Below are 13,229 nucleotides of genomic sequence, written 5' to 3' on the forward strand. Positions count from 1 at the left end.
GCGTCAGCGCTCCGTCTGAAAGCCGCCCATCACTGCGGATAGGGCGAGGTGCCGCCGAGGCTGTCGTTGGTGTGCTGGATCAGCACCTCACACAGGCAGGCTTCGTCGGTGCAGGCGTCGCGGCGGGCCAGGAAATCGGCGTCGCGCGGCGGGTTCGTCTCGTCCACATCCTGCCCGGTCGCGTTTTCCACCGCGTAGATCCAGGCCAGGTCGTCCAGTCGTCCCATGCGCCACAGCGACCAGTCGGGGCTGTTCGCCGCATCGCACATCAGGATATGCGCGGGGTTGGTGGGGGCATCACAGCTGATGTCCGACAGGACCATTCCGTGGTTCGGTTCAAGCTCGGCAATCCGGGCCTCGACCGCAGCGCCGTCGATGCTGCAGCTCTGTGCCTGGGCGGTGGCGGCCGTAACGGCAATCATGAGGGCGGGGAGAATGGCAGCGCGCATGGGCAGGTCCTTTCAGCTTTGGCGGCAGAAAAGGCCGGATCGGGCAGGGGGTCAAGGTAAGGGGAACCGGCCCCGGCCTGCCCGCCGCGCACCCGCCATGATGCCTGAGAGAAACGCTTGGTGTCTGTGCATTTTCTGCACCTGCATCCCCCGGAATCTGCCCTGCCTTCGGTTGACCCCGGGAAGGGCGCAGAGTAAACGGGCGGGAAGACAAGCGGGCGCCTGATCGCGTCCGCACGCACGCGCGCCGCCAGCAGTCAAGGAGCCTCCTCGTGGACCTGATCCTTCGAGAGTACCTGCCTATCCTCATTCTTCTTGCCGTTGCCGTGGGACTGGGCCTGGTCCTGATCCTCGCCGCTGCCGTCCTGGCCGTCCGCAACCCGGACCCGGAAAAGGTCAGTGCCTACGAATGCGGCTTCAACGCCTTTGACGACGCGCGGATGAAGTTTGACGTGCGCTTCTACCTGGTGTCGATCCTGTTCATCATCTTCGACCTGGAAGTTGCGTTCCTGTTTCCCTGGGCCGTGGCCTTTGGCGAGATCAGCATGGCGGCCTTCTGGTCGATGATGCTGTTCCTGGCGGTGCTGACGGTCGGGTTTGCCTATGAATGGAAGAAAGGGGCGCTGGAATGGGAGTGATGGCGGGTGCCAACACGGCCGGGGGCGACCATGAGGTTGCGGTCCAGGCGCTGAACCGCGAGCTGTCGGACAAGGGGTTCATCCTCACGTCCACCGAGGACATCATCAACTGGGCGCGGATCGGCTCCTTGCACTGGATGACCTTCGGTCTGGCCTGCTGCGCGGTCGAGATGATGCATACCAGTATGCCGCGCTATGACCTGGAACGCTTCGGGACCGCCCCGCGCGCAAGCCCGCGCCAGTCGGACCTGATGATCGTCGCGGGCACGCTGACCAACAAGATGGCCCCGGCGCTCCGCAAGGTGTACGACCAGATGCCCGAGCCGCGCTATGTGATCTCGATGGGGTCCTGTGCGAACGGCGGCGGCTACTATCACTACAGCTATTCCGTCGTGCGCGGCTGTGACCGGATCGTCCCCGTGGACATCTACGTTCCCGGCTGCCCGCCCACGGCCGAGGCGCTGCTGTACGGTATCCTTCAGTTGCAGCGGAAGATCCGCCGCACCGGCACGTTGGTGAGGTAATCATGTCCGAAGCCCTGAACGAACTGGCCGGCTATATCGAGCTGAAGCAGCCCGAGGCGGTGGTTTCCACCGCCGTGGCCTTTGGCGAACTGACGGTTGTTGCGAACCTTGCGAACCTGGAAGCGCTGGTGGAATTCCTGCGCGATGATGCGTCCTGCCGGTTCTCGACCCTGGTCGACATCACCGCCGTCGACCATCCCGAACGCGCGCAGCGGTTCGACATGGTCTATCACTTCCTGTCGATGTACCGGAACCAGCGCATCCGGGTGAAGGTCGCCGTGCGCGAGGAGGAAATGGTTCCCTCGCTGGTCGACCTGCACCCTGCCGCCAACTGGTTCGAGCGCGAAGTGTTCGACATGTTCGGCATCCTGTTCAGTGGTCACCCGGACCTGCGGCGCATCCTGACCGACTATGGCTTCCGGGGCTATCCGCTGCGCAAGGACTTCCCGACCACGGGCTATACCGAGGTCCGCTACGATGAGGCGCTGAAGCGCGTCGTGTACGAGCCGGTCAAGCTGGTGCAGGAATACCGTCAGTTCGATTTCATGTCCCCCTGGGAAGGTGCCGAATACATCCTTCCGGGCGATCAGAAGGCCGCAAAATGATGGACGGCGATATCCGCGTGAACACCTATGACGACGGCTCGAAGGATTTCGAGACCGGCGAACAGCGCATTCGCAACTTCAACATCAACTTTGGCCCGCAGCACCCGGCAGCGCATGGTGTGCTGCGGCTGGTGCTGGAGCTGGACGGCGAGATCGTCGAACGCTGCGACCCGCATATCGGCCTGCTGCACCGCGGGACCGAGAAGCTGATGGAGAGCAGGACCTACCTGCAGAACCTGCCGTATTTCGACCGCCTCGACTATGTGGCGCCGATGAACCAGGAACATGCCTGGTGTCTGGCGATTGAAAAGCTGACCGGGACGGTCGTGCCGCGTCGCGCCAGCCTGATCCGGGTTCTGTTCAGCGAAATCGGGCGGGTGCTGAACCACCTTCTGAACGTGACCACGCAAGCCATGGACGTGGGGGCGCTGACGCCTCCGCTCTGGGGCTTCGAGGAACGCGAAAAGCTGATGGTCTTCTATGAGCGGGCCTGCGGGGCGCGGCTTCACGCGGCCTATTTCCGGCCCGGTGGCGTGCACCAGGACCTGACGCCGCAGCTTCTGGACGACATCGACGCCTGGGCCGAGGCCTTCCCCAAGGTGCTGGACGATATCGACGGGCTTCTGACCGAGAACCGCATCTTCAAGCAGCGCAATGCCGATATCGGGATTGTCACCGAAAAGGACATCCTGGAATGGGGCTATTCCGGCGTGATGGTCCGTGGCTCGGGCCTTGCCTGGGACCTGCGGCGCAGCCAGCCCTACGAATGCTACGACGAGTTCGACTTCAAGATTCCGGTCGGCAAGAACGGCGACTGCTATGACCGCTATCTTTGCCGCATGGCCGAGATGCGCGAGTCGACCAGCATCATCCGGCAGGCGGTGGCCAAGCTGAAGGCCCCCGACGGTCAGGGCGACATCCTGGCGCGCGGCAAGATCACGCCGCCGAAGCGGGCGGAGATGAAGACCTCGATGGAGGCCTTGATCCACCACTTCAAACTGTACACCGAAGGCTTCCACGTCCCGGCGGGCGAGGTTTATGCGGCCGTCGAGGCGCCGAAGGGCGAATTCGGGGTCTATCTGGTGGCGGACGGCACCAACAAACCCTACCGCGCCAAGATCCGCGCCCCGGGCTATCTGCACCTGCAGTCGATGGACTGGATCTGCAAGGGCCACCAGCTGGCCGACGTCAGCGCCATCATCGGGACCATGGACGTGGTCTTCGGGGAGATCGACCGGTGAATGAAAAGCCAATTGATAGAGCTGCAAACAGCGCGAAGAGTGCCACGGCGATTGTGGCGCTTGTTTCGGTTATCGCCGGAGCTGTTGGTGGATTCTTGTCTGCATTTCTATTGGTAAACCAACAGTTGGGTATTTGGGACCAGATCAAGAACTCTCATGTTGCTCTTGACCCTGTGTCTAAGGGAACCGTCTACAATCACAGCAAGCTAGGCAAAGAAGACATCGCGGCGATACGCGCGTCTTTAGACCTACCAAACTTTGAAGAATTCGCGCTTAAATCTGATCTTTGGAATAATGAGCAACTCAGCGAAGAATTGGTTTCTCTTGGGTTTGTCAGGTTCGGTGACCCACTTAGCATTCGAGATAATGCACAGCCGCCAGTTGTCTTGATGAGGCACGAAACAAATTTTGTGAGCCCGTACAATGAAAAGGACGTCAGTTTGAACGCAACTAGAACATACGTCTGGACGCTCAGGAAAGAAGATAAGTGATGCTGCGTCGTCTTCACAAGGACCAACCCGCCTCTTTCGCCTTCACTCCGGCGAACGAAGCCTGGGCGAAGGGCCAGATTTCCAAGTATCCGGCCGGACGTCAGGCATCGGCGATCATCCCGCTTCTGTGGCGCGCGCAAGAGCAGGAGGGGTGGCTGTCCCGTCCCGCCATCGAGCACGTCGCGGATATGCTGGGGATGGCCTATATCCGGGCGCTGGAAGTGGCGACCTTCTACTTCATGTTCCAGCTTCAGCCGGTGGGTTCCGTGGCCCATGTCCAGATCTGCGGCACGACCTCCTGCATGATCTGCGGGGCCGAGGATCTGGTGGCGGTGGCCAAGGAACTGATCGCACCGACGCCCCATACCCTTTCCGCGGACGGCAAGTTCAGCTGGGAAGAAGTCGAGTGCATGGGGGCCTGCGCCAACGCGCCCATGGCCCAGATCGGCAAGGATTACTACGAGGACCTGACCGGGGAAAAACTGCGTGAGCTGATCGGGCGGTTCTCCAAGGGCGAGGTCCCGGTGCCCGGCCCCCAGAACGGGCGATATGCGGCGGAACCGGCCGGCGGGCTGACCAGTCTCAAGGAATTCGTCTCGGGCCGGAAGCAGTACAACGCCAGCGCACAGGCGGCGGTGGACCTGAAGGATACCGTCAAGCGGATCGACGGGACCGAAGTGCCGCTGACGACGCCCTGGCTGGGTGTGGCCGCCCCGGTGAAACCGGCGAAGGCCAAGGCGGTGGAGCCGAAGCCCTCCGCCGGTGTTCCGGCGGACGCGACCGGTGCAACGGTGCAAGAGGCAAAGGCGACCTCCAAAGGCAAGCCGCAGTCCGACGGCAACGCGCCGAACGCGACTCCGCTGGCTACGCCCAAGGCGAAGGCTTCCGGTCAGGCGGGGGGCGCGAAGCCCGCAGGCCTTTCGGCACCCAAGGGGGGCAAGGCTGATGACCTGAAGCTGATCCTCGGGATCGGGCCCAAGCTTGAGGTGCTGTGCCACAAACTTGGCTTCTTCCACTTTGACCAGATCGCCGCATGGACCGAGGCGGAGATCGCCTGGGTCGACGAGAATCTGGAAGGCTTCAAGGGTCGGGTGACCCGCGACAAGTGGGTGGTTCAGGCAAAGGTCCTGGCGGCGGGTGGTTCGGTCGCGGACGCCGAAGCGGCGGCGCGGGGCTAGGTTTGGTAAGCGGTGGGACCCGGTCGGTCCGGCAGGGCCGGACGGACGAAGGGAGTAGGGCTGGATGAGCGACGAGATCAATGACACGACGATCGGCCGGGGTGGCTGGGCGCTGGTGCTGGCGTCGGCCGTCCTGTCGTTCGCGGTCCTGCACTTTCTCCTGAGCTACCTGCTGTTCCCGTCCGTGCTTTTCTCGGCAGCCATCGCGCTGATCGTCTATCTGATCCTGTACCGGCTGGCCGTCGCGGTGAACCGCCATGACGATGCCGAGTCAGAGCGGCAGGTGCGCAAGATCGTTCCGGCCTCGGCGGTGACCGATGGCACCATCCGCGTGCGCGGCGTCGAGGGGGCGCAGGGTTCGACCATCGTGGCCGTGCCGGTTCGGCCCGATCCGGCGGCGCAGGCATCGCAGCGGCCCGCATCCGTTGTCACGCCGCTGTCCCGCGTCGAGCCTGCCCCGCTGATCCCGCCGCAGCCTGTGGTGGCCGCACCCGCCGCGCCGGAACCGCCCGCGCCGCCCCCGGCTGCAAAGGCGCCCATCGACATCTTCGCCGACGAGACCGACGTCTGGGCCCGGCCCGCCCCGACCGCGACGCCGGCGCCTGCGGTCGCCCCTGCGCCGACGGACAAGCCGAAAGCCGCCTTCAAGTCGAAGGCCGAGCTTCAGGCCGAAGCGGCTGCTGCCAAGTCCGAGGCGAAGGCCGAACCGAAGGTCAAGCCGGCGGCCAAGGCCAAGGCCGAGCCCAAGGCGAAAGCCGCAGCGAAACCCAAGGCCGAGCCGAAACCCAAGGCCGAACCCAAGGCGAAGGCTGCCGCGAAGCCGAAGGCCGCGCCCAAGCCGAAGGCGGAAAAGGCTGTGCCTGCCGGACTTCAGCGCCTGTCGGCCCCGCGCGATGGGGTGGCGGACGACCTGAAGGAGATCGAAGGCATCGGCCCGGCCATCGAAAAGCTGGTCAACGGGTTGGGCTTCTATCACTTCGACCAGATCGCCGCCTGGACCGACGAGGATGTCGCGCTGGTCGATGCCGAGCTGCGGACCTTCAAGGGCCGGATCGCGCGCGACAAATGGGTGGCGCAGGCCAGGATCATCGTGACCGAGGGGCTGATGGCGTTCCGCGAACGCGCCAAGACGAACGACTATTGAGAGACGCGTGATGCAGACTTGCCCTGCATCACCAGACCTGCAACGCGCCTGAGGCAAGCGGGCCGCTACGACGGGAGAGACAGGGAATGCGTACTGCAGAGAACGTGAATGCCCCTTGGTTGGGCGGCTGGCTGATCGGCGCGGCGGCGGGGCTGGTGGCCTTCGGCGCGCTGGTCGCGGTGGGCAAGTTCGACCTCTTTCCCGCGGCGGCCATCGGCTCGGTCGTGGCGCTGGTCGTGGGGCTGATCCTTGGCATGCCCTGGGGTGCGGGGGCGCGTCCCGCTGCTGCTGCGATGCCCGCGCCGGTGCGCGCAGCAGAAGCCGCGCCCGTGGTGACGCCTGCCGCCTTCGTGTCTGCCCCGGCTGCCCCCGTGGCTGCCAGCGCGGATGGGCCGGAACGCCTGTCCGCCCCGCGTGGCGGCAAGGCGGATGATCTGAAGGAAATCGAAGGCATCGGCCCGGCAATGGAGAAGCTGGTGAACGAAATGGGCTTCTACCACTTCGCCCAGATCGCCAACTGGTCGGACGCCGACGTGGCCTGGGTCGACGCGAACATGAAGAATTTCAAGGGCCGCATCACCCGCGACCGCTGGGTGGCGCAGGCGAAGATCATCGTTGCAGAAGGCCTTGAGGCATTCCGCGAACGCGCCAAGACAAACAACTACTGACATCCGATGACCGCGCACCGCCCCGATCCCGCCGACCTTCACCGCGCCCGCCAGGCGCGGCTGGTCGGCATCGTGCTGGCGGTGACGATCATCCTGTGGATGGGGGCCCAGCTTGTGGGCGGACAATTGGGGTTGGAGGCGCGCTATGCGTTCCTCTTCGACCTTGCAGCCATCGCGGCCTTCGTCTGGGCCCTGGTGGTGACGTATCAGATCTGGCGCGGACGCCGGGGTTAGGAAGACAAGATGCTCAAGGATCAGGACCGCATTTTCACCAACCTCTACGGGATGCATGACCGCAGCCTGAAGGGTGCGATGAAGCGCGGGCATTGGAACGGCACCGCCGACATCATCAAGCGCGGGCGCGACACGATCATCGAGCAGGTCAAGGCCTCGGGATTGCGCGGTCGGGGTGGCGCGGGCTTTCCGACGGGTCTGAAGTGGTCGTTCATGCCGAAGCAGTCCGATGGGCGGCCGTCCTATCTGGTGGTGAACGCCGACGAATCCGAACCCGGGACCTGCAAGGACCGGGAAATCATGCGCCACGATCCGCACACGCTGATCGAGGGCTGCCTGATCGCGTCGTTCGCGATGAACGCCAACACCTGCTACATCTACATCCGCGGCGAATACATTCGTGAGCGCGAGGCGCTGCAGGCCGCGATTGACGAATGCTATGACGCGGGTCTGCTGGGCAAGAACGCCGCGAAGTCCGGCTGGGACTTCGACCTGTATCTGCATCACGGTGCCGGGGCCTATATCTGCGGCGAAGAGACGGCCCTGCTGGAGAGCCTTGAAGGCAAGAAGGGCATGCCCCGGATGAAACCGCCGTTCCCGGCGGGCTCGGGCCTGTATGGTTGCCCGACCACGGTGAACAACGTGGAGTCGATTGCGGTTGTACCGACGATCCTGCGCCGGGGGTCCGACTGGTTCGCGTCCTTTGGTCGCCCGAACAACACCGGGACCAAGCTCTTCGGCATCTCGGGCCATGTCATGCAGCCCTGCGTCGTCGAAGAAGCGATGTCGATCCCGCTGAAGGAACTGCTGGACCGCCATTGTGGCGGCGTGCGGGGCGGGTGGAAGAACCTGAAGGCAGTCATTCCGGGCGGGTCTTCGGTGCCGCTGCTGACCCAGGCGCAATGCGACGACGCGATCATGGATTTCGACTGGCTGCGCGAGCAGCGCTCGGGCCTTGGCACCGCGGCGGTCATCGTGATGGACCAGTCGACCGACGTCATCAAGGCGATCTGGCGGCTGTCGAAGTTCTACAAGCACGAGTCCTGCGGCCAGTGCACCCCCTGCCGCGAAGGCACGGGCTGGATGATGCGCGTGATGGACCGTCTGGTCCGCGGCGAGGCAGAGGTCGAGGAGATCGACATGCTTCTGTCGGTCACCAAGCAGGTCGAGGGTCATACCATTTGCGCTTTGGGTGACGCGGCCGCCTGGCCGATCCAGGGCCTGATCCGCGCCTTCCGGGACGAGATCGAGGACCGGATCAAGGCCAAGAAAACCGGCCGCATCTCGGCGGTCGCGGCGGAGTGATGCGGATGGCGCTGGCCCTTTCGGTGACCCTGGCGCAGGCCGCTTGCGTGGGAACGGCAGCGACCGTGCCCGCGTCGCGTGAGCCTGTGCGGGTGTCGAACGGGGGCCAGCCCTTCGCGATGTGGGACGGGGCGGCAGCGCGAAAGGCGGCGGATGCGGCTTGCGGCGGCCGCGTCAACGTCTCGATCTATGACCGCTTCGACCGGGCGACGGGTGAGTGGGTCTATCCGGAGGGCTGCGCATGACGAATGCTGTCACCCTCGGTCACAAACCGCTGAGAACCCCGGTTTGTCATGGCATATCAAGGGGGTTTGGCCCCATCTCCGGCGCACGAGCAGCCAAGGAGGCCAACATGCTTCGCACTTTGACCATTGCACTGACCCTTGCCGTGACCGCCCCGGCTTACGCGCTGGTACCGATCAACGAGAACCCGGAAATCCGCGAAAAGCTTCTTCAGGGCTTCATCGGCGATGCCATTGCCGACAATTGCCCCACCATCAAGGCGCGCACGATGAAGGCGTTGGGCGAGTTGAACAACCTTCGCGACTATGCGCTGAGCCAGGGTTATGAGGCCGACGTCGTGCGCGCCTTCGTCACCTCGAAAGACGAGAAGGCCAAGTTCAAGGCCGAGGCTGCCGAATGGCTGAAGGCCAAAGGGGCGGAGCCGGGCAACACGGAGGCCTACTGCACCATCGGCGAGGAAGAGATCGCCAAGGGCACGCTGGCCGGATCGCTGTTGAGGTCGACGAAATGACCGAAGCCCGCCACCTGGCCGAGTTGAACGTGGGGCGCCTTCTGGCCCCCACCGACGACCCGCGCGTGGCCGAATTCATGGCGGCGCTGGACCGGGTGAACGGGATGGGCAAACGGACGCCCGGGTTCGTCTGGATGATGGAAGGCTCGGGCGAGCCCGGCACCGGGAATACGGAAGCCAAGATCGAGGGCGACCCGCAATTCGTGTCGAACCTGACGGTCTGGGAAAGCGTCGAGACGCTGGAGCATTTCGTTTTCAACACCGTCCACCGGGCGTTTTACGAACGTCGGCAGGAGTGGTTCGAAGTGCTGGGCCGGATGCATTTCGTCATGTGGTGGGTGCCTGCGGGGCATAAGCCCACGCTCGACGAGGCGCTGGAGCGGTTGAAGCATCTGGAAGCGCATGGCGACAGCGACCATGCCTTTGGGTGGACATATCTGAAAGAAGCGCAGGCGTGGAAGACCCACGGATGCGCGCAAGTGGCGGCGGAGTAAGGCCATGACCAACCTCAAGAAAATCAACATCGACGGGATCGAGGTCGAGGTCGATGGCGCGATGACCATTATCCAGGCGGCGGAAGTCGCCGGGGTGGAAATCCCGCGCTTCTGCTATCACGAACGGCTGACCATCGCGGGCAACTGCCGGATGTGTCTGGTCGAGGTGGTCGGTGGCCCGCCGAAGCCCGCCGCCTCCTGCGCGATGCAGGTCCGCGACTTGCGGCCGGGGCCGGAGGGTCAGGCTCCGGTCGTGAAGACCAAGTCGCCGATGGTGAAGAAGGCGCGTGAGGGGGTGATGGAGTTCCTGCTCATCAACCACCCGCTCGACTGCCCGATCTGCGACCAGGGCGGCGAGTGCGACCTGCAGGACCAGGCGATGGCCTATGGCGTCGACTTCTCGCGCTATCGGGAACCCAAGCGCGCGTCGGAAGACCTGAACCTTGGTCCGCTGGTCGAAACCAAGATGACGCGCTGCATTTCCTGCACTCGCTGCGTGCGCTTCACCACCGAGGTCGCCGGGATCACCCAGATGGGCCAGACGGGTCGCGGCGAAGACAGCGAGATCACCAGCTATCTGAACGAGACGCTGGCCTCGAACCTGCAGGGCAACATCATCGACCTGTGCCCGGTGGGGGCGCTGACCTCGAAGCCCTATGCCTTCACGGCCCGCCCGTGGGAGCTGACCAAGACCGAAAGCATCGACGTGATGGATGCGCTTGGGTCGAACATCCGGATCGACACCAAGGGCCGCGAAGTGATGCGCTTCCTGCCGCGCAACCATGATGGCGTGAACGAGGAGTGGATTTCCGACAAGACCCGTTTCGTCTGGGACGGCCTCCGTCGCCAGCGTCTGGACACCCCTTACGTCCGTGAGAACGGGAAGCTGCGGAAAGCCTCTTGGGGCGAGGCGCTGGAGAAGGCCGCTGCCGCGATGAAGGGCAAGAAGGTGGCCGGTCTCGTCGGTGATCTGGCCCCGGTCGAGGCGGCTTACAGCTTGAAAACGCTGGTCGAATCGCTGGGCGGCCATGTCGAGTGCCGGACGGATGGGGCGAAGCTGCCCGCTGGCAACCGCTCGGCCTATGTCGGCACCGCGAAGATCGAGGACATCGACAGCGCCAAGGTGATCCTCCTCATCGGGACCAACCCGCGCGTCGAGGCCCCCGTCCTGAACGCCCGCATCCGCAAGGCCTGGACCAACGGCGCGATGGTGGGGCTGTTCGGCGAGAAGGTCGACCTGACCTATGACTACAAGCACATGGGGTCCGACCGCGCCGCGCTGGTGGAGCTGGTGGGTCGGGTGACCCAGAAGGACAACACGCTGGTCATCATCGGCCAGGGCGCGATCAACGAGGCGGATGGCGAGGCAGTCCTGAGCCAGGCCATGGCCTATGCCACCGGCGCGGGCGCGAAGTTCATGGTCCTGCACACGGCGGCCTCGCGCGTGGGCGCGATGGACGTGGGTGCGGTGACCGAAGGGGGCCTCGCGATGGCAACCCAAGGCGCGCAGGTGATCTACAACCTCGGCGCCGACGAGGTCGAGATCAGCCGCGACGGGGTGAACGCGCCCTTCGTGATCTATCAGGGCAGCCACGGCGACCGTGGCGCGAACCGGGCGGACATCATCCTGCCGGGGGCGGCCTACACGGAGGAGAACGGGCTGTTCGTCAACACGGAGGGGCGGCCCCAGCTGGCCTTCCGCGCCGGGTTCGCACCGGGTGAGGCGAAGGAGAACTGGGCGATCCTGCGGGCGCTTTCGGCCGAAGTGGGCGCGCAGCTGCCGTGGGATTCGCTGGCGGGTCTGCGGGCCGCGCTGGTCAAGGCGCATCCGCATCTGGGCCGCATCGACGAGGTGCCGGAGAACGACTGGCAGCCGCTGCCGGTGAAGGCCCCGGCCAAGGCGACCTTCCGCAATGCGATCAAGGACTTCTACCTGACGAACCCGATCGCGCGGGCGTCCGCGGTGATGGCGGAACTTTCCGCCATGGCCAAGGCCCGGGCATCGACCCCGATTGCGGCGGAATAACATGGCGCAGCGCCTCTCTCTTGTGGCCACCCTTGGCACCGCGACAGCGGCGCTTGGGGCTTGCACGCCCGCCGGAGAGGTGCCAGAGGAGCGCGGGCAGACGGCGGTCTATCAGGGGGTCAGTACGATCCTTCTCGACGACGATCTGGTCAGCTTCAGCGTCGCGATGACGGGCGCGAAGGACCGGGCGGAGGTCGAGGCCTATGGCCGCTGCGCTGCCGCGCAATATGCGCTGGATCAAGGGTTTGGCTTCGCACGTCAGGTGCGGACCATCGTGAAGAAGGAAGGGCAGACGTGGTACGGGGATGCGGTCTACGTGATCTCGGCCAGCCTGCCGCAGGGCCTGCGGACCATCGACGCCGAAGTGGTGGCGGTGGAATGCGCCGAGCTTGGAATACCAAGCCAGTAAAACTGGCGGATTGAGGATGAGGGACTGACATGGACGGGTTTCTTGCCACAGGGTTCGGAACGGCGGTGCTGATCGCGGCGCAGTCGCTGCTGATCGTGGCCTTCGTGATGATCAGCCTTCTGTTCCTCGTCTACGGCGACCGGAAGATCTGGGCGGCGGTGCAGATGCGCCGGGGTCCGAACGTGGTGGGACCCTTCGGCCTGCTGCAGTCGGTGGCGGATGCGCTGAAGTATGTCGTCAAGGAGATCGTGATCCCGGCGGGCGTGGACCGTCCGGTGTTCTTCCTGGCGCCGATGCTGTCGTTCGTGCTGGCAATCCTCGCCTGGGCGGTGATCCCCTTCGATGACGGCTGGGTCCTGGCCAACATCAACGTGGCGATCCTTTTCGTCTTCGCCGTCTCCAGCCTTGAGGTCTACGGCGTCATCATGGGCGGCTGGGCGTCGAATTCGAAATACGCCTTCCTTGGGTCCTTGCGGTCCGCCGCGCAGATGATCTCTTACGAGGTGTCGCTGGGCCTGATCATCATCGGCGTCATCATCTCGACCGGTGCGATGAACTTCGGCGCCATCGTGGCCGCGCAGGACGGCGACTGGGGCCTGTTCAACTGGTACTGGCTGCCGCACTTCCCGATGGTGTTCCTGTTCTTCATCAGCGCCCTGGCCGAGACCAACCGCCCGCCCTTCGACCTGCCGGAAGCGGAATCCGAACTCGTCGCCGGGTTCATGGTGGAATACTCCTCGACCCCCTACCTCCTCTTCATGGCCGGCGAATACATCGCGATCTTCCTGATGTGCGCGCTGATCAGCCTTTTGTTCTTCGGCGGCTGGCTGTCGCCGATCCCGGGGCTGGCCGACGGCTGGTGGTGGATGGTCGCCAAGATGTGGCTCTTCTTCTTCATGTTCGCCATGGTGAAGGCCATCGTCCCCCGCTACCGCTATGACCAGCTGATGCGGATCGGCTGGAAGGTCTTCCTGCCCATGTCGCTGGCCTGGGTGGTGATCGTGGCGTTCCTTGCGAAATTCGAAGTGTTCGGCGGCTTCTGGGCCCGCTGGACGATTGGAGGCTGATG

Annotated in this window: 17 protein-coding genes; 16 read left to right on the top strand and 1 reads right to left on the bottom strand. The window is 64.5% G+C overall.

Annotation, left to right across the window (positions count from 1 at the left end; genetic code table 11):
- Positions 1 to 29 precede the first annotated feature (29 nt).
- Positions 30 to 449 carry a hypothetical protein gene (locus E8M84_RS19180; RefSeq protein WP_137112857.1) on the bottom strand — a complete coding sequence of 140 codons (420 nt, stop codon included), beginning with the start codon at positions 447 to 449 and terminating at the stop codon, positions 30 to 32.
- 272 nt (positions 450 to 721) lie between these two features.
- Between E8M84_RS19180 and E8M84_RS19185 the strand changes: the two genes are divergently transcribed.
- The 16 genes from E8M84_RS19185 (at position 722) to nuoH (ending at position 13,227) form a co-directional block, all read left to right on the top strand.
- Positions 722 to 1,087 carry an NADH-quinone oxidoreductase subunit A gene (locus E8M84_RS19185; RefSeq protein WP_137112858.1) on the top strand — a complete coding sequence of 122 codons (366 nt, stop codon included), beginning with the start codon at positions 722 to 724 and terminating at the stop codon, positions 1,085 to 1,087.
- Positions 1,078 to 1,611 carry an NADH-quinone oxidoreductase subunit B family protein gene (locus E8M84_RS19190; RefSeq protein WP_170972004.1) on the top strand — a complete coding sequence of 178 codons (534 nt, stop codon included), beginning with the start codon at positions 1,078 to 1,080 and terminating at the stop codon, positions 1,609 to 1,611. Before E8M84_RS19185 ends, E8M84_RS19190 begins: the two co-directional genes overlap by 10 nt.
- Positions 1,612 to 1,613: 2 nt before the next feature.
- Positions 1,614 to 2,216: an NADH-quinone oxidoreductase subunit C gene (locus E8M84_RS19195; RefSeq protein WP_137112859.1), complete on the top strand. Its 603-nt coding sequence runs from the start codon at positions 1,614 to 1,616 to the stop codon at positions 2,214 to 2,216.
- Positions 2,213 to 3,457, top strand: coding sequence for an NADH-quinone oxidoreductase subunit D (locus E8M84_RS19200; RefSeq protein ID WP_137112860.1), 1,245 nt, complete (start codon positions 2,213 to 2,215; stop codon positions 3,455 to 3,457). The genes E8M84_RS19195 and E8M84_RS19200 overlap by 4 nt, the downstream gene beginning before the upstream one ends.
- Positions 3,454 to 3,948, top strand: a complete 495-nt coding sequence (locus E8M84_RS19205; protein WP_137112861.1) for a hypothetical protein — start codon at positions 3,454 to 3,456, stop codon at positions 3,946 to 3,948. Before E8M84_RS19200 ends, E8M84_RS19205 begins: the two co-directional genes overlap by 4 nt.
- Entirely contained in the window at positions 3,948 to 5,126 is a 1,179-nt protein-coding gene (locus tag E8M84_RS19210; RefSeq protein WP_137112862.1) for an NADH-quinone oxidoreductase subunit E, read from the top strand. The genes E8M84_RS19205 and E8M84_RS19210 overlap by 1 nt, the downstream gene beginning before the upstream one ends.
- A 64-nt stretch (positions 5,127 to 5,190) precedes the next feature.
- Positions 5,191 to 6,270 (top strand): hypothetical protein, encoded by a 1,080-nt coding sequence (locus tag E8M84_RS19215; RefSeq protein WP_137112863.1) that lies wholly within the window; start codon positions 5,191 to 5,193, stop codon positions 6,268 to 6,270.
- 86 nt (positions 6,271 to 6,356) lie between these two features.
- Positions 6,357 to 6,938: an NADH:ubiquinone oxidoreductase gene (locus tag E8M84_RS19220; protein WP_137112864.1), complete on the top strand. Its 582-nt coding sequence runs from the start codon at positions 6,357 to 6,359 to the stop codon at positions 6,936 to 6,938.
- Positions 6,939 to 6,944: 6 nt separating this feature from the next.
- A complete protein-coding gene (locus E8M84_RS19225; RefSeq protein ID WP_137112865.1) occupies positions 6,945 to 7,172 on the top strand; it encodes a DUF5337 domain-containing protein in 228 nt (75 codons plus the stop codon).
- Between the two features lie 9 nt (positions 7,173 to 7,181).
- Complete coding sequence (nuoF, locus tag E8M84_RS19230) at positions 7,182 to 8,477, top strand: NADH-quinone oxidoreductase subunit NuoF (protein ID WP_137112866.1); 1,296 nt, start codon at positions 7,182 to 7,184, stop codon at positions 8,475 to 8,477.
- A gap of 5 nt (positions 8,478 to 8,482) precedes the next feature.
- The gene (locus E8M84_RS19235) at positions 8,483 to 8,722 is read left to right on the top strand and encodes a hypothetical protein (RefSeq protein WP_137112867.1); all 240 of its coding nucleotides are present in this window, start codon (positions 8,483 to 8,485) and stop codon (positions 8,720 to 8,722) included.
- A gap of 107 nt (positions 8,723 to 8,829) precedes the next feature.
- Positions 8,830 to 9,231 carry a DUF5333 domain-containing protein gene (locus E8M84_RS19240; RefSeq protein WP_137112868.1) on the top strand — a complete coding sequence of 134 codons (402 nt, stop codon included), beginning with the start codon at positions 8,830 to 8,832 and terminating at the stop codon, positions 9,229 to 9,231.
- The gene (locus tag E8M84_RS19245) at positions 9,228 to 9,725 is read left to right on the top strand and encodes a DUF3291 domain-containing protein (RefSeq protein WP_137112869.1); all 498 of its coding nucleotides are present in this window, start codon (positions 9,228 to 9,230) and stop codon (positions 9,723 to 9,725) included. Before E8M84_RS19240 ends, E8M84_RS19245 begins: the two co-directional genes overlap by 4 nt.
- 4 nt (positions 9,726 to 9,729) lie before the next feature.
- Positions 9,730 to 11,751, top strand: coding sequence for an NADH-quinone oxidoreductase subunit NuoG (gene nuoG, locus E8M84_RS19250; RefSeq protein ID WP_137112870.1), 2,022 nt, complete (start codon positions 9,730 to 9,732; stop codon positions 11,749 to 11,751).
- Position 11,752: 1 nt separating this feature from the next.
- On the top strand, positions 11,753 to 12,160 hold the full coding sequence (locus tag E8M84_RS19255; protein WP_137112871.1) for a hypothetical protein: 408 nt from the start codon (positions 11,753 to 11,755) through the stop codon (positions 12,158 to 12,160).
- A gap of 29 nt (positions 12,161 to 12,189) precedes the next feature.
- Positions 12,190 to 13,227 (top strand): NADH-quinone oxidoreductase subunit NuoH, encoded by a 1,038-nt coding sequence (nuoH, locus tag E8M84_RS19260; RefSeq protein WP_137112872.1) that lies wholly within the window; start codon positions 12,190 to 12,192, stop codon positions 13,225 to 13,227.
- Positions 13,228 to 13,229 lie beyond the last annotated feature (2 nt).

Source organism: Rhodobacter sp. SY28-1, from assembly GCF_005222785.1.
Taxonomy (GTDB): Bacteria; Pseudomonadota; Alphaproteobacteria; order Rhodobacterales; family Rhodobacteraceae; genus Tabrizicola.

What these genes read in the sequence shown, in the direction of transcription:
- E8M84_RS19180 (WP_137112857.1), bottom strand. Translation starts at nt 449, where the DNA reads ATGCGCGCTGCCATTCTCCCCGCCCTCATGATTGCCGTTACGGCCGCC.
- E8M84_RS19190 (WP_170972004.1), top strand. Translation starts at nt 1,078, where the DNA reads ATGGGAGTGATGGCGGGTGCCAACACGGCCGGGGGCGACCATGAGGTT.
- E8M84_RS19195 (WP_137112859.1), top strand. Translation starts at nt 1,614, where the DNA reads ATGTCCGAAGCCCTGAACGAACTGGCCGGCTATATCGAGCTGAAGCAG.
- E8M84_RS19200 (WP_137112860.1), top strand. Translation starts at nt 2,213, where the DNA reads ATGATGGACGGCGATATCCGCGTGAACACCTATGACGACGGCTCGAAG.
- E8M84_RS19210 (WP_137112862.1), top strand. Translation starts at nt 3,948, where the DNA reads ATGCTGCGTCGTCTTCACAAGGACCAACCCGCCTCTTTCGCCTTCACT.
- E8M84_RS19215 (WP_137112863.1), top strand. Translation starts at nt 5,191, where the DNA reads ATGAGCGACGAGATCAATGACACGACGATCGGCCGGGGTGGCTGGGCG.
- E8M84_RS19220 (WP_137112864.1), top strand. Translation starts at nt 6,357, where the DNA reads ATGCGTACTGCAGAGAACGTGAATGCCCCTTGGTTGGGCGGCTGGCTG.
- E8M84_RS19225 (WP_137112865.1), top strand. Translation starts at nt 6,945, where the DNA reads ATGACCGCGCACCGCCCCGATCCCGCCGACCTTCACCGCGCCCGCCAG.
- nuoF (WP_137112866.1), top strand. Translation starts at nt 7,182, where the DNA reads ATGCTCAAGGATCAGGACCGCATTTTCACCAACCTCTACGGGATGCAT.
- E8M84_RS19235 (WP_137112867.1), top strand. Translation starts at nt 8,483, where the DNA reads ATGGCGCTGGCCCTTTCGGTGACCCTGGCGCAGGCCGCTTGCGTGGGA.
- E8M84_RS19240 (WP_137112868.1), top strand. Translation starts at nt 8,830, where the DNA reads ATGCTTCGCACTTTGACCATTGCACTGACCCTTGCCGTGACCGCCCCG.
- E8M84_RS19245 (WP_137112869.1), top strand. Translation starts at nt 9,228, where the DNA reads ATGACCGAAGCCCGCCACCTGGCCGAGTTGAACGTGGGGCGCCTTCTG.
- nuoG (WP_137112870.1), top strand. Translation starts at nt 9,730, where the DNA reads ATGACCAACCTCAAGAAAATCAACATCGACGGGATCGAGGTCGAGGTC.
- E8M84_RS19255 (WP_137112871.1), top strand. Translation starts at nt 11,753, where the DNA reads ATGGCGCAGCGCCTCTCTCTTGTGGCCACCCTTGGCACCGCGACAGCG.
- nuoH (WP_137112872.1), top strand. Translation starts at nt 12,190, where the DNA reads ATGGACGGGTTTCTTGCCACAGGGTTCGGAACGGCGGTGCTGATCGCG.